The following is a 16,651-nucleotide window of genomic DNA, read 5'->3' as shown; positions in this document are numbered from 1 at the left end:
TACCTCTCTGATGCTGCCCGGCCGTCCCGCCGCCCCCACACCCACCCCGCACCGTCGAAGCCACCGCCCCGCCGCACCACCACCCCCACCACTCCCACCCCCCGCCAATCGGGTGGCACCGGGCCCGGGGGCGGTTCTGGTGGGGGATTTGTCATACCGGGCGTGGCAGCATCGGGGGTCTCGGAGGTGATCCCATGTCATATCGGGGGCTTCGCGCTGCCTGCGTCGCCGTGGCACTCCTCGTCGCCGGACCCGTCCCGGGCGCCGACGCCGAGCCGGTTCTGCCCGAAGGGGAGAACGTGGGCGCGCTGCTCACCCGCCTGCAGGGCCTCTACCAGAAGGCCGAGGAGGCCTCCGAGGCGTACAAGACCACGGAGGACGCCCTGGAGGCCGGCCGGCGGGAGGAGCGCTCGCGCGCCGCCGAGCTCGGCAGGGTGCGTACGGCCCTCGACTCCGAGCGGGCCATCGCCGGGCGGCTCGCCCGCGAGCAGTACCAGGGCAGCCAGGGCCTGTCCTCCTACGCCCGGATGTTGCTGGCGGGGAACCCGCAGGCGGCCCTGGAGCAGCGTCGGCTCGCCGCCCGCGAGGGCGCCCGCCGGGCCGCGGTGCTCAGCCGCCTCGCGCGCGGCGAGAAGAAGGCCGATGCGCTGGCCGTACGGGCCCGCAAGGCCCTCGACACCCGGCAGACCCTGGCCGCGCAGCAGAAGGTCCACAAGGAGGAGGTCGCCTCGCAGCTCAAGCAGGTGGAGCGGCTGCTGTCCTCGCTGACTCCGGAGCAGCTCACCCGGCTCGGGGCGCGCGAGGCCGAGAAGACCGCCGCGGCGCAGCGCGAGCTGGTGACCTCCGGGGCCCTCCCCACGCACACGGGCACGCCCACGGCCGCCGGTGGCGCGGCCCTCCGCTACGCGGCGGCGCAGATCGGGAAGCCGTACGTCTGGGGTGCCGAGGGTCCCGGGTCCTTCGACTGCTCCGGTCTGACCTCGCAGGCCTGGGCGCACGCCGGCCGGAGCATTCCGCGGACCAGCCAGGAGCAGTGGGCCCGGCTGCCCAGGGTGCCGCTGGACCGGCTGCGGCCGGGGGACCTGGTGGTCTACTTCCCCAAGGCCACCCACGTGGGCCTGTACGTGGGCGACGGCAAGGTGATCCAGGCGCCGCGGCCCGGATCCGTCGTGAAGGTCTCGCCGATCGCCGCGAATCCGCTGCTCGGGGCGGTGCGGCCGGACCCGGACGGGACCCCGCTGGCGGAGTTCACCCCGCCGCCGCTGCCCGAGTCCTCGGGTGCGGCGGCGGGGGACGACGCCGGTTACTCCGCGGAGGAGGCGCCCGCGGACGAGGGGGCCGCGGCGGCGGTGACCTCGGCGAGGTAGTCCGCCGCGTCCTCGGGGTCATAGAAGTAGGCGTCGAAGTCGGCCGGGTTGTCGAAGCCATTGGCGAATCGATTCGCCACCGGCTGGAGCTGCCCGGCCGCGCCGATCAGGTTCAGCACGTGCTCCGGCGGTACGCCCAGCATCGCGTTCGTCCACTGGGTCACGGGCTTGCCCGTGGTGAACCAGTACTTGTCGAAGGTGGCCTTCATCCAGGCCTCGTCGAACGGCTTGTCCCCGTGCATGAGGATCGAGGACAGGTACGAGGCGGCGCACTTGGAAGCGGAGTTCGAGCCCTGGCCCGTGATCGGGTCGTTGGCGACGACCACGTCGGCCACGCCGAGGACGAGCCCGCCGCCGGGGAGGCGTCCGACGGGGTTGCGCACGACCGGCGCGTACCGGCCGGCGAGCGTGCCGCCCGCGTCCGTCAGCTCCACCTTCGTCGCCCGGGCGTACTCCCACGGCGTGTACTTCTCCATGAGCCCCAGCGTCAGCGCCAGGTGCTCCGCCGGGTCCTTGACGCCGTTGAAGACGTCCAGCGGACCGCCGGGGAGCCCCTCCCAGAAGAGGATGTCCGCCCGGCCCGAGGTCGTCAGGGTCGGCATCACGAACAGCTCGCCGACGCCGGGGACCAGGTTGCAGCGGACCGCTTCCGTCTCCGGGTGCTCGGGGCGCGGGCCGAGCCCGTGCACGTAGGAGACGGCCAGCGCGCGCTGCGGGGCGTCATACGGGGAACGCGCCGCGTCCCGCCCGAACATCGACACCAGCTCGCCCTTGCCGGCGGCGACCAGCACCAGGTCGTAGGTGCGGGAGAAGTAGTCGAGGTCGGCGACGGACGCGCCGTGGATGACGAGCTGCCCGCCGCGCTGCGCGAAGCTGTCGAGCCAGCCGGACATCTTCACACGCTGGTCCACGGACTGGGCGTAGCCCTTGAGCCGGCCGAGCCAGTCGATGGGACGGCTGCCGTCGGGGGCGGCGACCGAGACGCCGAGGCCCTCGATCTTCGGGGCCTGCTGCTCCCAGAAGTTGATTCCGAGGTCGCGCTCGTGCTGGAGCGCGGTGTCGAACATGCACTGCGTGGACATGACCCGCCCGGTGCGGATCTCGTCCGCGGTCCGGTTGGACATGAGGGTGACCTCGTAGCCCTTGGACTGGAGTCCGAGGGCGAGCTGGAGACCGGACTGGCCGGCTCCGACGACAAGTATCCTGCGCATCTCTCAGTCCTCTATTCGGGAGTGCTGTCCAGGGCGTGGCCCACCAGCGCCAGCAGGGATTCGATCACCGTCCGGCGCTCTCGCGCGTCCATGATCACCACGGGTACGTGCGGCGGGACGCTGAGCGCCTCGCGCACGTCCTCGGGCTCGTACGGCTGCGAGCCCTCGAAGTGGTTGACGGCGACGGCGTACGGCAGCCCGGAGCTCTCGAAGTAGTCGAGGGCGGGAAAGCAGTCGCGCAGGCGGCGGGTGTCGGCCATGACGAGCCCGCCGATGGCCCCGCGCACCAGGTCGTCCCACATGAACCAGAACCGTTCCTGGCCCGGGGTGCCGTACACGTAGAGGACGAGGTCGTCGGCCAGGGTGATGCGGCCGAAGTCCATCGCGACGGTGGTGGTGTGCTTGTCCGGGGTGCCGGACAGGTCGTCGGTGGGGACGCTGGCCTGGGTCATCACCGCCTCGGTGCGCAGCGGGGTGATCTCGGAGACGGAGGAGACGAAGGTGGTCTTGCCGACCCCGAAACCACCCGCGACCAGCACCTTGACGGCGACGGGCGCGCGGGAGCGGTCGTACTGCCAGGGCTGGACCGGTTCGTCGTCCAGCTCCGGTCTGTCAGAGACGGCGAAGACCACCGAGCACCCTTTCCAGCAGCGCGCGTTCGGGCCGACCTGCGCCGTGGCCCGTTCCGTAGACACGGATCCTGCCCTGGTCGGCGAGGTCGCTGACCAGGACGCGGACCACTCCGAGCGGCAGCTTCAGCAGGGCGGCGATCTCGGCGATCGTGCGCATACGGCGGCAGACCTCGACGATGGCGGGCATCTCGGGCATGCGGTCGGGCTTCTGCGGCTCGGACGCCTTGGTGTCCAGGGCGGCGACGAAGGTCTCGACGTGCAGGACCTGGGTGAACCGTGTCCGGCCGCCCGTCAGGGAGTACGGGCGGACGCGGGCGGGACGGCGGTCGGCTCCGCGTATCGGGAGTCGGTCGGCGGCCGGTCTCCTCACGGGGTGTTCTCCATCGACTGGCGCAGCTCGCTGCGGACTTCGGGGGTCAGGACGTGGCCGGCGCGGCCGACGAACAGGGCCATGTGGTAGGCGACGACGCTCATGTCGCAGTCGGGCGTGGCGTGCACGCCCAGGAGTGAGCCGTCGCTGATGGCCATGACGAAGACCGAGCCGTGCTCCATCGCCACCATGGTCTGCTTGACGGCGCCGAACTCCATGAGGGCGGCCGCCCCGGTGGTGAGGCTGCCGAGGCCGGAGACGATGGTGGCGAGGTCGGCGGACGCCCCCCGCGGGCCCTTCGGCCGTGGCGTCGCCTGTGGTTCGCCCGCGCCGCCCGCTCCTGGGTCGGAGGACAGGAGCAGCAGCCCGTCCGAGGAGACGACGGCGACGGAGTTGACGCCGGGCACCTCCTCGACCAGGTCGGTCAGCAGCCACTGCAGGTTGCGGGCCTGGGTGCTCAGTCCGTACGTACTGGGCGCGGTCATGTGCGTGCCTCCTGTGCGCTGTCCCCCTGGTCGGTATTGCTCTGTTCCTGCCGCCGGTCCTGCCCGCGGTCCGGGTCCCCGTCCTGCGCGAGCTCGGCGGCGGCGACGCGCCGGCCGTCCTGGGCTCCCTGGTAGAAGCCCCCGAGCCGGCGTCGCAGTTCTTCGGCGTCGACCCGGCGCGGCGGCTGGGGCGGTACGTCCTCCCTGCGCGGGGCGGCCACGGTGCGCGGGGTCCGCTTCGGCAGGCCCTTGTCGGTGACGGGGCCGCCGCCGTCGGCGGGGTCGGCGGGGTGGCTGCCCTGGCGGGGGAGCCAGTCGGCCTCGGCGGGGGCGTGTGCGTGGTCCCCTGCGGGGGGCTCGGCGGGGTCGGACCCGGCGGAGTCGGACCCGGCGGACCGGTCCTCGGCGGAGTCGGACCCGGCGGGCTGGTACTCGGCGGGGTCGTACTCGGCGGGGTCCGGGAGGGTGAAGTCGGCCGGGTCCGTGTCGTGGGTGATGCGGGCGACGAGCGCTTCCCCTGCGGGGGGCTCGGCGGTGAACACCTGGTCCGCGGGCGGGGCCTGCTCGGCGGCGGGTACGGCGTCGACGGCCGGGGCCGTGGTGAAGACCTGCTCCGCCGGGGGGACGTCCTCGGCCGGGGCCGCGGTGAAGGCCTCGTCGGGCGACTGGAGGTCGGTGGTGGGCTCCTGGTCGGATTCGGCCTCGGCGGGGGGCGCCAGGGCCTCGGCCAGGGTGACCGGGGTGACCGGTTCCGCCGGGAGGGCGGGCTCCGGGGCCGGGACCACCGCGTCGGCGGGGTCGGCCGTCTCCGCCTCGGCCTCGGGTGCGGCGTGCGCACCGCGCGGGCGGGCGGGCAGGGTGTTCTCGTTCGCCTCCGCTATCACGCCCGGCAGGTGCAGCGAGGGCGCGCCCGGCGTGGCCAGGGTGTGGACCGGCGAAGCTGGCGGGGTGGCGGGCAGCAGTGCGGCGGGGACGACGACCAGGGCCTCGGTCCCGCCGTGCCGCGCGCCGCGCAGCTCCGCGGTGACCCCGTGCCGTGCGGCGAGCCGCCCGGCCACGTACAGGCCGAGGCCCAGGCCGTGCTCCTCCTCGGGCTCCTCGTCGTACGCCTCGGGCGTGGACAGCCGGGCGTTGAGCGCCTCCAGGCGGTCCTCGGTGACACCGATGCCCTCGTCGACGACGGACAGCACGACATCGCCGGTGTCCAGGGTCCAGCCGGACACCTTCACCTTGACCTCGGGCGGGGAGAACGTCGTGGCGTTCTCCAGCAGTTCGGCCAGCACGTGCGAGATGTCGTCGGCGGCGTGCCCGGCGACCTGCGTGTACGAGGGCAGGGCCGCGAGGTCGACGCGCTCGTAGCGCTCGATCTCGCTGACGGCGGCCCGCATCACGTCGACCAGCGCCACCGGCATCCCCTGCCCGTGGCCGTGCTCCTGCCCGGCGAGAACCAGCAGGTTCTCGTTGTGGCGGCGCATCACGGTCGCCAGGTGGTCCAGCTTGAAGAGGGTCGCGAGCCGGTCGGGGTCCTGTTCCTTGGACTCCAGTTCCTCGATGACGGCGAGCTGGCGTTCCACCAGGCCCAGCGTGCGCAGCGACAGCGAGACGGAGGTCGTCGACATGATGCGGCGGTGCTCCTCCAGCCCGGCGCGCAGGGTCGTCAGCTCCTCCTCCAGCGCCTCCCGGCCGGAGGCGAGCGCCTCGTTGCGGCCGATGATGCGGCGCCGGTCGGCGTCGAGCCCGGCGATCCGGGTGTGCAGGGAGACCGTCTGGTCGCGTACGGCGTTCAGGTGCCGAACGACCTCGGCGAACTCGTCGTTGCGGCCGGTGAACCGCACCGGTTCGACCGAGCCCTCGGGCGTCGCCAGCCGTTCCGCGCCGCGCCGCAGGACGGACAGCGGGCGGGTGAGCGAGCGGGCGACGGCCGTGGAGAAGCCGACGGCGACGAGGAACAGCACGCCCAGCAGGGCGACCATGATCTCCAGCCGGGTCACGTCGTCGTCGCGCAGGCCGGCGAGGGCGGAGGCCCGCTGTCCGGCGAGGGTGGCTTCGACGGTGCGCATCCGGTCGATGCGGGCGGTGAGCGCGGTGCCGACGGCGGCGCCGTCGGTCTTGCGGTCGGGGCCGGTCAGGGTGGGCCGGTCGGTGAGCCGCTTGAGGAAGTCGTCGGCCGCCTTGACCTCGGGGCCGGTGACGGTGGCGGTGAGGGTCTGGCGTACGTCGGGCCGGGCGACCCGGGTGAAGTCGTCGAGGGCGGCCTGCTCCCGTACGCGCGAGCGCTGGGCGGCGGCGGTGAGTTCGTCGACCACGGCCGAGCCCGGAGGCTGTTCACCGCGGGGGACGGCCAGTGCGGCGAGGAGCAGTCCGCGGGTGGCCGAGGCCTGTTCCACGGCCTGGCCGAGCGGGGCCAGGGGGCGGGTGGTGGCGAGGGCGGCCTCGGCGCGCGGCGGGGTGAGGTCGGCGAGCCGGCCGCCGGGGGCGAGGAGTTCCGTGATGACACCGGTGTACGCCTGGTGGGCGGCGAGGGCGGTGCCCTTGCCGTCGATGGCCTCGGTACGGACGGACGCGACGCGGGCGAGGGCCATGGCGAGGGGTTCGTCGACCTCGGCGGCGGCCTCGGCGATCTGCCGGTCGGTGCGCAGGATGCGTTCCTGGAGGGCGCTCTTGGCGGCGCCGGGGCGGCCCTTGGCGGCGTACTCGACCACGGCGTCACGCTCGTCGGCAAGGACATGCGTGAGGGTGAGGATCTGCCCGGTCTGCTCCGCGAGGGTGACCAGCCGCTGGGAGTCGTTCAGCTCCCTCGCGGCGGTGACGACGGCGGGCGTGCCGGCCGCGAGGACGGTGAGCCCTGCGACGGCGACGCCGACGACCAGCCGGCTGCGCACGCGGACGCGGCGTCCTGCGGGGGCCGGGCCTTCGGCGGCGGTGCCGTTCTTCCGAGACCGCTTCTTCTGCACCGGTGCTCGCAATCCTGTACGTGTGCTTTTGCTCGTCTACTCGTGTGGCCGAGGTAACGGCCGGTCAACAAGTAAACGCCCCCTGCCCCCTCGTACCGCCTCAGACCTTTGCAGCGTGTTGGGGAGAGAGCCGCACATCGCCCACCCGGCCACTCGAACGAGTGAACATCACGGATGAGTTGGCGACCAACTCGGGAAACCTGCTCCGGAGCGGTTCCGTGGACAGGCGGTTGAAAGATCGATGCGGCCTTTGGCAGTATGCCCGCCCACATCGGCCGTCCCGCGCCGGGGCCTTGCCGGTCCGGAGCCGGACGCTCCGGGCGCGGGGAGTCCCCACCCTCCCCCGCTTTGGTACGTACCTGCCCCGGCCGCACAGGCCCCGCCGGGCAGAATGTCCGTATGCGCATCGACCTCGCGACAGCCCCCGGTAACCGGGAACGCCCCAATGAGGACTGGGTGTCGGCCTCGGCACCCGCTTCGGGCGGCGGGGTGCTGGTGGTCCTGGACGGGGTCACCCCGCCGGCGGGCGAGGACGGGTGCGTGCACGGAGTGCCGTGGTTCACGGCCCGGCTCGGCGGCCGATTGACCGAACTGTCCGGATCGCGACGGGACATGCGACTGGACCGGATCCTGGCCGAAGCCGTCCGCACCACGGCCGAGGCCCATCGCGAGTCATGTGACCTTTCTCACGTCAGGACCCCGCAGGCGACGGTCGTCGTGGTCCGCTGGGACGAGGCGTACGTGGAGCACCTCGTGCTCTCGGACTCCGTACTCCTCCTCCAGGCGCCCGGGGGCGAGGTGACGGCGGTGCTCGACGACCGGCTGGACCGGGTGCCGCGGGAGGTGCTGCGGTCGGTGGCCGCGACGGACGCCCTGCGCAACGCCGAGGGCGGTTTCTTCACGGCGGCCGCGGACCCGGCGGTGGCGGCCCGGGCGGTCACGGGGCGCACCCCTCGCGGGCGGGTGCGGGCGGTGGCCGCGCTCACGGACGGGGCGAGCCGCTGGACGGACACGTTCGGGGAGGGCGACTGGGCCGCGTGCCTGGAGGTGCTGCGGAAGGAGGGCGCGGAGGGCCTGATCGCCCGGGTCCGCGCCGTCGAGTCCGGCCCGGCGCACCCGTCGGCCCTCCGGTACAAGCGCCACGACGACGCCTCGGCGGTCTACGCGGAGCTCTGAGGCCGCGTCCGGCGGAGCGCCGGGGCGCGCGGCCGGACCCGGCGGCGGGCTGCTCGGAGGCGGCGTTCCGTGCCGCTGCTCGGTGCCGGCGTTCCGTGCCGTCATTCGGAGCCGGCGTTCCGTGCCGTCATTCGGTGCCGTCTATTCGGCGCCGGCGTTCAACTGGTGCAGCAGTCTGGCCAGTTCCGCCACCTCGCCGCGGTCCCAGCCGGCGAGCTTGCGCATGTACTGCTCGCGCCGGGCGCCCCGTACCCGCAGGAAGCGCTCGCGGCCCTCCTCGGTGAGGCCGACGAGGAAGGCCCGCCCGTCGGCGGGGTCCGGCTCGCGGGCCACCAGGCCCAGGACCTCCAGGGCCCGCAGCTGCCGGCTCATGGTGGCCTTGCCGACGCCGAAGTAGGCGGCGAGGTCGGTGGCCCGCTGCCGGCCCGCGGCCTCCAGGCGGACGAGGAGCCCGTACGCGGCGGGCTCCAGCTCGGGGTGGAGTTCGCGGGCCATCTCGCCGGAGGAGGCACGGGCCCGCCGGAGGAAGACGGACAGCTCCCGCTCCAGGGCAAGGAACTCCTGGTCTTCACTCCCGTGCACGTCCCGCTCCTTCTTCGCTGTGTGGCATCCCGGTGGGTGGGGGCCAGTATTTCGCAGCGGGTGTACGGACGGCCCGGGGCCCCGCCGCAGCGGGGACCCGGGCCGTCCGGCAGCCGTCGGGCCGCAGGTCGGCCGCGGCCGGGCAGCCGTCAGGCGACGGCGGTGACCGGCACCTGCGCCCCGTCGAGGGCAAGCTCCAGCACCTGGCGGACGTCCGTCACCGGGTGCACCTCCAGCCCCTCCAGCACCTCCGCCGGGACGTCGTCGAGGTCGGCCTCGTTGCGCTTCGGGATGATCACCCTGGTCAGGCCCGCCCGGTGGGCGGCGAGCAGTTTCTGCTTGACCCCGCCGATCGGCAGCACCCGCCCGGTCAGCGAGACCTCGCCGGTCATGGCCACGTCCGTGCGCACCTGCCGTCCGGAGAGCAGCGAGGCGAGGGCCGTGGTCATGGTGATGCCCGCGCTCGGGCCGTCCTTGGGCACCGCACCGGCCGGGAAGTGGATGTGCACGCCGCGGTCCTTGAGGTCGGCGACCGGGAGTTCCAGTTCGGCGCCGTGCGAGCGCAGGAAGCTCAGGGCGATCTGCGCCGACTCCTTCATCACGTCGCCGAGCTGGCCGGTGAGGGTCAGTCCGGCGGCGCCCGTCTCCGGGTCGGCCAGGGAGGCCTCCACGAAGAGCACGTCGCCTCCCGCGCCGGTCACCGCGAGGCCGGTGGCCACGCCGGGGACCGCGGTGCGCCGCTCGGCCGGGTCCTGGGCGGACTCGGGCACGTGGTGCGGGCGTCCGATCAGGCCCCGCAGCTCGCCGGCCCCGATCCGGTACGGGAGTTCGCGCTCGCCCAGTTCGTGCTGGGCGGCGACCTTGCGCAGCAGCCGTGCGACGGCCCGCTCCAGGGTGCGTACGCCCGCCTCGCGGGTGTACTCGCCGGCCAGCTTGCGCAGGGCGTCCTCCTCCAGGACCACCTCGTCGGCGGCGAGCCCGGCACGCTCCAGCTGGCGGGGCAGCAGGTGGTCGCGGGCGATGACGACCTTCTCGTCCTCGGTGTAGCCGTCGAGCCGGACGAGCTCCATGCGGTCGGCCAGTGCCTCCGGGATGGCTTCCAGGACGTTGGCGGTGGCCAGGAAGACGACGTCGCTCAGGTCCAGTTCGACCTCCAGGTAGTGGTCCCGGAAGGTGTGGTTCTGGGCCGGGTCGAGGACCTCCAGGAGGGCGGCCGCGGGGTCGCCGCGGAAGTCGGAGCCGACCTTGTCGATCTCGTCGAGCAGCACGACCGGGTTCATCGACCCGGCCTCCTTGATGGCCCGGACGATGCGGCCCGGCAGGGCACCGACGTAGGTCCGGCGGTGGCCGCGCACCTCGGCCTCGTCCCGTACGCCGCCGAGTGCGACGCGGACGAACGTGCGGCCCATGGCGTGGGCCACGCTCTCGCCCAGTGAGGTCTTTCCGACGCCGGGCGGGCCGACGAGCGCGAGCACGGCGCCTCCGCGCCGGCCCCCGACGACGCCCATGCCGCGCTCGCTGCGGCGCTTGCGCACGGCCAGGTATTCGGTGATGCGGTCCTTGACGTCGCTGAGGCCGGCGTGCTCGGCGTCGAGCACCGCCCGGGCGCCCTGGATGTCGTACCGGTCCTCGGTGCGCTCGTTCCATGGCAGTTCGAGGACGGTGTCCAGCCAGGTGCGGATCCAGGAGCCCTCGGGGCTCTGGTCGCTGGACCGCTCCAGCTTGTCGACCTCCTTGAGGGCGGCCTCGCGGACCTTCTCGGGGAGGTCTGCGGCCTCGACGCGGGCCCGGTAGTCGTCGGACTCCTCGCCCTCCTTCTCGCCGTTCAGCTCGCGCAGTTCCTTGCGCACGGCCTCCAGCTGGCGCCGGAGCAGGAACTCGCGCTGCTGCTTGTCGACCCCGTCCTGGACGTCCTTGGCGATGGACTCGGCCACGTCCTGTTCGGCGAGGTGGTCGCCGAGGGCCTTGACGGCGAGCTTGAGGCGGGCGACCGGGTCGGCCGTCTCCAGCAGCTCGACCTTCTGCTCGACCGTCAGGAACGGCGAGTACCCGGAGTTGTCCGCGAGGGCGGAGACCCCTTCGATCTGCTGGACGCGGTCCACGACCTGCCAGGCCCCGCGCTTCTTGAGCCAGCTGGTGGCGAGCGCCTTGTACTCCTTGACGAGCTCGGTGACAGCGCCCGGCAGCGGATCGGGGACGGACTCGTCCACGGTCTCGCCCTCGACCCAGAGCGCGGCGCCGGGCCCGGTGGTGCCGGCGCCGATGCGGATGCGTCCGAGGCCGCGGATGAGGGCGCCCGGGTCGCCGCCGGAGAGCCGGCCGACCTGCTCGACGGTTCCGAGCACACCGGTCGCGGCGTACTTGCCGTCGATCCGCGGCACGAGCAGGACCCGGGGCTTGCCGCTGCTGCCCGCCGCGGCCTGGGCCGCCTCGACGGCCCCCCGCACCTCGGCGTCGGACAGGTCCAGCGGGACCACCATTCCGGGCAGCACGACCTCGTCGTCGAGCGGCAGCACGGGCAGGGTGAGCGTTACGGACGTCGAAGCCATGATCTTCCCTCCGGCAGTGAAGTTGAGCTATGCCGACTCAATGCATCTGCGCCCCCCGATGTTCCCCAACCCCCGTTCGCCGGGGGCGAACGGGGGTTGGGCTGTGTCCTGTAGCGGCGGACCTTGCACAGGTCAGATCGAGGTTGCACGGGACTTTGCACTGGTCAGCGTGACCTTGCATCCGGCGGCGCGGTTAGCTGGTCGTGAGACATGCGTTAGACCTGGTGGCGGGTGGTGCGAGCGGGCCGCCGCACGAGGGGTTCGAGGTCGGATACGTCGACCAGGGCGGGTCGGAGTTCCGGCGTCCGCTGGCGGACGTGTGGGCTGTGCGGTTCGAGGGCTGCGTGCCGGTTCGCGATTTCAAGTCGTACAAGGGCCAGTGGCACCTACCTGGCCTGTGGTGGTCGTCGACGATGGGCGGGCACATCGGGTACGAGTCCTGGCTGGAGCGGGATCACGTGATGCTGCTCGACTTCGATCCGTCGGTGGTCGGGGTCTCGTCGCAGCCGTTTTGGCTGTTCTGGGCCTCCAAGACCGGCAAGGGCCTCTCCCACGCTCCGGACTACTTCGCGAGGCGGGAAGACGGCTCGGCGGTTGTGGTCGACTGCCGCCCGGTGGACCGGCGTCGACCTCGGGACTGGGTGAAATTCGAAGCGACGCAGTCGGCCTGCAGCCAGGTCGGATGGCACTTCCGGCTGGTGGGGGCACCAGACGGGATCGTGATGCGGAACGTTCGATGGCTGGCCGGATACCGACACCCGAGGCATCGCGTCGAGGATGCCGTTTCCGACTTGCGGCGAGTGTTCGCCGAGCCAAGGCCGTTGATGGACGGGGCTGCCAGCGTGGGAGACCCCATCGCGGTCTTGCCTGTGTTGTTCCACCTGTTGTGGCTGCATGAGCTGGTGGTGGACGTCTCAGTGCCGCTGCACACCGCTTCACTCGTGTCGCCCGGAGTGCGGCGGTGAAGGCCAACGAGAACAGGTCCGTGCTGAGGCCAGGCGACTGGATTACATACGCTGACGGGGACCACCAAGTGGTGGCCCTGTCCGGAACCTCGGTACGGCTGCGGTCGGAGGACGGGTCCGAGTCGGTCGTCCTCGCCTCCTATCTGATGGCATCCCCGGGGTTCTCCGTCACTGGCACTGAGCCACTGCTGGCGCTCGAACCGTTCGGGCTGCTGGCGACGCTGCCGGACTCGGTCCGCATGGCAGCCATCGAGTGGGAACAGCATGTCCTGGAGGTCGACACCGGACTGCCGCCCGATGCTGCCCCGGGCACGAGTCCGCGGCCGGAGTACGACCCTGCCTCGTGTTCGCTGCTCCAGAGGGCTGAGGCGAAGGCCACGGAGCTGGGGGTGAGTCTTCGCACGGTTCAGGGCAAGCGGTCGCGCTACGCCCAGCAGGGCTTGTGGGGTTTGGTCGACCAACGCATGGTGCGGCTGTCGGGGGTGACCGGAAGGGCTGATGCCCGTCTCGTCGCTGCGATCCAGGAAGCACTGGAAGCAGAGACTCACAGCTCCACTGGGACCCGATCCCGCCTGATCCGCCGGGTGATCAAGATGGTGGAGGCCACCCACGGTGAAGGGGTGGTGTCACTGCCGAGCAAGAACACCTTCTACAAGCTGATCGGCGCGCTCTCCACCGGCCGCCACACCTTCGGCTCCTCGGTCACCCGACGGCAGATGGCGAACCGGCCCCAGGGGCCGTTCGCACCGACGTTCGCTGCTCGGCCCGGGGAACAGGTACAGATCGACTCCACCCCGCTGGATGTGATGGTGGTCTTGGACTCCGGGCTGACGGCCCGGGCGGATCTGACGATTGCGGTCGACGTCGCCACGCGCACGATCTGCGCGCTGTCCTCCGGCCGGTGGGCACGAAAGCCGTGGATGCCTCGCTCCTGCTGGCCCGAATGCTGGTCCCGGAACCTATGCGGCCGGGCTGGTCCCAATCGCTTCGGATGGCCGCCTCGCGCATGCCGCACAGACGTCTGCTGGAGGTGGACGCCCGGATGACGCAAGCAGCCGCGAAGCCAGTGATCGTGCCCGACGGCGTGGTCATCGACGGAGGAAGGGTGTTCATCTCGGACACATTCATCCGTTCCTGCAGTCGCCTCGGCATCTCCGTCCAGCGGGCCAGGCCCCGGACGCCCACAGACAAGGCGATTGTGGAGGCTACGTTTTCGGCGATCAACACTCTGTTATGCCAGCACCTGGCTGGCTACACCGGGCCGAACGTCTCGCGCCGCGGGCACCGGGTGGAGGAGCAAGCAGCCTGGACGGTTCCCGAACTTCAGGACCTGTTGGACGAATGGCTGGTGGTTGGCTGGCAGATGCGACCACACGACGCTCTGAGAGACCCTTTCCGCCCCAAAAGGGCGATCTCGCCGAACGACATGTACGCCTCGCTGGTCGCGGCCAGCGGCTACCTGCCCCTGGTTCTTCGCGGCGAGGACTATCTGGAATTGCTGCCGGTGGCCTGGCGAGCGATCAACGACTACGGCATCCGCATCGGTTACCGCACCTACGACAGTCCTGATCTCGGCCCGTGGCGACGCGAGCACTCAGGGAACACCGCCAAGCGGGGACTCTGGGAAGTCCATTTCGACCCCTACGACCTCTCCCACGTGTTCGTACGCACCAAACAGGGTTGGATCACTGTCCCCTGGCTTCATCTGCCGCTGGTCACAGCGCCTTTCGCTGACTTCACCTGGCAGCAGGCCCGCCGCCTGGCCGCTGAGACCGGGCTGGACAACACCCACGAAGCCGCTGTTGCTCGCGTTTTGGACGGGCTCCTGACTCGTGCGGAACACGGACCGGACAGGCGCACAGCGAAGGTAGTCGGCCGCACGCGCGCCGCGACCTCCGGGCTTCCGCCTGGCGCTGCGGCCAAGGCGGATCCCGCACCGGAACCGGCACGATTCGCAGCAGCCGATCCGCCCAAGACCGAAGTGACCTTCGAGGTATTCGACGCCCACGCAGAAGCCGAGAGGTGGCTATGACCAGGCCCGTCCGTTCCAAGGAACCACCCCCAGATAATCCGCTGACCACGAAGGAGGGATGGCGCAGGTTCGTCGAGCACGAGCCTGCCCCTCCCGTGCTGCTGTCAGCGGCCGAACGAGCCGCCCTTGACGAGCGAGAGTGCCTTCAGCAGGACGATCTGCGTCGCGAGTATCACGCAAGCCTCCCCATGGTGAACACCCCGACGATCCGGAAGGTCATCGCCGCGTCCCGTCTGCTCATCCAGCTCAACCGGAATCAGATCTCCGCCCGCCGGGGTGTGATCCTCAGCGGCGCCTCAGGAACGGGAAAGACCACGGCTCTGACGCAATTAGGGCGGGCTCATGAACTCGCGATCCGCAAGCGTCATCCCCGTGACAGGAACCGGCTCCCAGTCGTCTACGTGACTGTCCCGCCCGCTGCAACACCGAAGATGCTCGCAAAGGAATTCGTCCGGTTCTTCGGCCTGACCTTCCCAGTCGGGGCCAACCTCACCGACATCGTCGACGGGGTTTGCGCCACAGCCGCGCACGTCCACGTCGACCTCGTGCTCGTAGACGAGCTACACAACCTCAATCTGGCCACGCGCTCCGGTGCGGAAGCGTCCGACCAACTGAAGTACTTCGCTGAACGGCTCCCTGTCACGTTCGCCTACGCGGGCATCGATATCGAGTCCCAGGGCCTGTTCGCCGGCACTCGCGGGCGGCAGATCGCCGGACGGTTCGTCGTCATCCCAGCAGCTCCGTTCTCCCACGCGACCGCCGATGACCAGGACACCTGGCGGGCCCTGGTACACGCCCTCGAGTCCATGCTCAAGCTGCACAATCATCGATCGAACACCCTCACAGAGCTGAGTGAGGATCTCTTCCATCGCACGGGCGGCATGATCGGCAGCTTGTCCCAGCTAATCCGCGGTGCCGCCGTGCTGGCCATCGAGGACGGCAGCGAGAAGATCACAAAGGGTCTGCTGGACACCGTTCCGATCGACTACGCAGCCGAGCAGTCCGAAAGACTGACCGCACCGGCCAGGTCCTCACGGCGGAAGCGGAGTTCCTGACCTCATGCGTCGTCTGCCTGATCCTGTCCCGCCCGCTCGCCACGAGATTGCCGCCTCCTACATCAGCCGCCTGGCCACCATCCACGGCCTCGACATCAGCCATCTGTGGGTTCAGGTCACCCGACGAGAGGCATCCGGAGGCATGCGCCGCGTTGTCGTTCCAGAAAAGCTGGCTGCCCTCACCGGCCGCGACATCCACGACCTCGCCGGCGCTATGCCTGAACTTCGCGATCCGCAGCCCAACTGGGCGATGTTCCGCCACCAGCCGCAAGTCGGATGCCATCTGTGCGACGCCAAGTACCCAGGCGGCGTGGTTACTCGGCTCCTACCGCATCATCGATACGTCTGCTTACGGCATCGCACCTGGATCGGCCCACCTGACATCAACGGCAATGCCGCTGATCTGAGCCTTCTCCCCGCTGTCGTCAACGCCCAACGACGCCACCTGCGTCTCATGCACCGACGTGGCTGGGCACTCACATTCGATGCTGTGCTGACGGGCTTCATAATCTGTGGACATATCTGGAACAGCCCGTCGCGTTCAGAAGCAACCGACATCCGACACATCTGGGAGGCCCGGGCACTCATCCTGATCCCACCCGACGAAGAAGTAGGATTTGCCTACCTCAACTACAGCACATCCAAGCTCTTCGCCGCTGTATATCCGCAGGCCGTAGGGATCGCTATCCTCCTAGCCTCCCCCTATTGGCGACGGGCTGCCGATCAGAGACACCCCGGCCGCGATCGCTTCTTCGAGGAAATAAGCCGCCGCATCACATATCCCTACAGTGACGACCCGGGAGCCAGCGATGCCATCGCCCACTGGAGCGACGCGTTCGCCTGGCGCCCGCCCTCTCGACCCATTAGGACGCACTCACCTGCCCGGTCGACCGGCATCGTCCCACCTGCCAGTGAGACGCAACTGAAACGGGACCTCAACAGCGGGTTCCATTTTGCCAGCAACCGCCGAGTTGGATCCACACTACTTCGGCACAATCACATCCGACCCGTCATCGCACGTGAGTGGAGACAGAAGTACGAACGGATCGACGAGGCCATCGAGCGAACCAGGCGCTTTGATGCAGCATTCCGAGTTGAGACGGCACTCGAAAGAGCCGAGTTCGGGCACTACCTCCTCGCATTGAGAACTGCCCATGAAGAATCATAAAAGGGACGCCGCGAGGGCGTCGACGCAGAGCTGGAAGCATCGTTCCCCCCTTACTGAGTTTGAACTCGTGGTGTCGTAGGGGCTGACGGCTGGTCGTCTGCTCCG

14 protein-coding genes are annotated in these 16,651 nt (G+C 70.8%); 7 read left to right on the top strand and 7 right to left on the bottom strand.

Annotated features, from left to right (window positions below; all coding sequences use genetic code 11):
• The first annotated feature begins 194 nt into the window (after positions 1 to 194).
• Positions 195 to 1,367: a C40 family peptidase gene (locus AAT21_RS08740; RefSeq protein WP_046776141.1), complete on the top strand. Its 1,173-nt coding sequence runs from the start codon at positions 195 to 197 to the stop codon at positions 1,365 to 1,367.
• Here the strand turns inward: AAT21_RS08740 and AAT21_RS08735 are convergent.
• Genes AAT21_RS08735 through AAT21_RS08715 form a run of 5 tightly spaced genes read right to left on the bottom strand, consistent with a single transcriptional unit; the run spans position 1,304 to position 7,019 of the window.
• Positions 1,304 to 2,578 carry a styrene monooxygenase/indole monooxygenase family protein gene (locus AAT21_RS08735; RefSeq protein WP_046776140.1) on the bottom strand — a complete coding sequence of 425 codons (1,275 nt, stop codon included), beginning with the start codon at positions 2,576 to 2,578 and terminating at the stop codon, positions 1,304 to 1,306. The genes AAT21_RS08740 and AAT21_RS08735 overlap by 64 nt on opposite strands.
• An 11-nt stretch (positions 2,579 to 2,589) precedes the next feature.
• Positions 2,590 to 3,210: a GTP-binding protein gene (locus AAT21_RS08730; protein ID WP_046776139.1), complete on the bottom strand. Its 621-nt coding sequence runs from the start codon at positions 3,208 to 3,210 to the stop codon at positions 2,590 to 2,592.
• Positions 3,191 to 3,580, bottom strand: coding sequence for a DUF742 domain-containing protein (locus AAT21_RS08725; RefSeq protein WP_030965346.1), 390 nt, complete (start codon positions 3,578 to 3,580; stop codon positions 3,191 to 3,193). The genes AAT21_RS08730 and AAT21_RS08725 overlap by 20 nt, the downstream gene beginning before the upstream one ends.
• Positions 3,577 to 4,065 carry a roadblock/LC7 domain-containing protein gene (locus AAT21_RS08720; RefSeq protein WP_030658957.1) on the bottom strand — a complete coding sequence of 163 codons (489 nt, stop codon included), beginning with the start codon at positions 4,063 to 4,065 and terminating at the stop codon, positions 3,577 to 3,579. Before AAT21_RS08720 ends, AAT21_RS08725 begins: the two co-directional genes overlap by 4 nt.
• Positions 4,062 to 7,019, bottom strand: a complete 2,958-nt coding sequence (locus AAT21_RS08715) for a sensor histidine kinase (protein ID WP_046776138.1) — start codon at positions 7,017 to 7,019, stop codon at positions 4,062 to 4,064. Before AAT21_RS08715 ends, AAT21_RS08720 begins: the two co-directional genes overlap by 4 nt.
• Before the next feature lie 399 nt (positions 7,020 to 7,418).
• On the opposite strand from AAT21_RS08715, the gene AAT21_RS08710 reads away from it, so the two are divergent.
• Positions 7,419 to 8,195 carry a protein phosphatase 2C domain-containing protein gene (locus AAT21_RS08710; protein ID WP_046776137.1) on the top strand — a complete coding sequence of 259 codons (777 nt, stop codon included), beginning with the start codon at positions 7,419 to 7,421 and terminating at the stop codon, positions 8,193 to 8,195.
• A 141-nt stretch (positions 8,196 to 8,336) separates the two neighbouring features.
• On the opposite strand, the gene AAT21_RS08705 is transcribed toward AAT21_RS08710, so the two are convergent.
• Together AAT21_RS08705 and lon are read right to left on the bottom strand one after the other, a co-directional pair.
• Positions 8,337 to 8,777 carry a MarR family winged helix-turn-helix transcriptional regulator gene (locus AAT21_RS08705; protein WP_046776136.1) on the bottom strand — a complete coding sequence of 147 codons (441 nt, stop codon included), beginning with the start codon at positions 8,775 to 8,777 and terminating at the stop codon, positions 8,337 to 8,339.
• A gap of 149 nt (positions 8,778 to 8,926) precedes the next feature.
• Complete coding sequence (gene lon / locus AAT21_RS08700; protein WP_046776135.1) at positions 8,927 to 11,326, bottom strand: endopeptidase La; 2,400 nt, start codon at positions 11,324 to 11,326, stop codon at positions 8,927 to 8,929.
• Between the two features lie 203 nt (positions 11,327 to 11,529).
• On the opposite strand from lon, the gene AAT21_RS08695 reads away from it, so the two are divergent.
• Genes AAT21_RS08695 through AAT21_RS36590 form a run of 5 tightly spaced genes read left to right on the top strand, consistent with a single transcriptional unit; the run spans position 11,530 to position 16,546 of the window.
• Positions 11,530 to 12,291 carry a TnsA-like heteromeric transposase endonuclease subunit gene (locus AAT21_RS08695; protein ID WP_079025523.1) on the top strand — a complete coding sequence of 254 codons (762 nt, stop codon included), beginning with the start codon at positions 11,530 to 11,532 and terminating at the stop codon, positions 12,289 to 12,291.
• Positions 12,288 to 13,337, top strand: a complete 1,050-nt coding sequence (locus AAT21_RS38715) for a hypothetical protein (protein WP_046776133.1) — start codon at positions 12,288 to 12,290, stop codon at positions 13,335 to 13,337. Before AAT21_RS08695 ends, AAT21_RS38715 begins: the two co-directional genes overlap by 4 nt.
• A complete protein-coding gene (locus tag AAT21_RS38315) occupies positions 13,334 to 14,323 on the top strand; it encodes a Mu transposase C-terminal domain-containing protein (protein WP_235438724.1) in 990 nt (329 codons plus the stop codon). The genes AAT21_RS38715 and AAT21_RS38315 overlap by 4 nt, the downstream gene beginning before the upstream one ends.
• Entirely contained in the window at positions 14,320 to 15,378 is a 1,059-nt protein-coding gene (locus AAT21_RS08680) for a TniB family NTP-binding protein (RefSeq protein ID WP_046776132.1), read from the top strand. The genes AAT21_RS38315 and AAT21_RS08680 overlap by 4 nt, the downstream gene beginning before the upstream one ends.
• Positions 15,379 to 15,382: 4 nt before the next feature.
• A complete protein-coding gene (locus AAT21_RS36590; RefSeq protein ID WP_107081226.1) occupies positions 15,383 to 16,546 on the top strand; it encodes a TniQ family protein in 1,164 nt (387 codons plus the stop codon).
• Positions 16,547 to 16,651 lie beyond the last annotated feature (105 nt).

Source organism: Streptomyces yangpuensis, from assembly GCF_001005295.1.
Lineage (GTDB): Bacteria > Actinomycetota > Actinomycetes > Streptomycetales > Streptomycetaceae > Streptomyces > Streptomyces yangpuensis.
The sequence above is the reverse complement of the archived record's forward strand: the minus strand, read 5'-3'. Positions and strand labels throughout refer to the sequence as shown.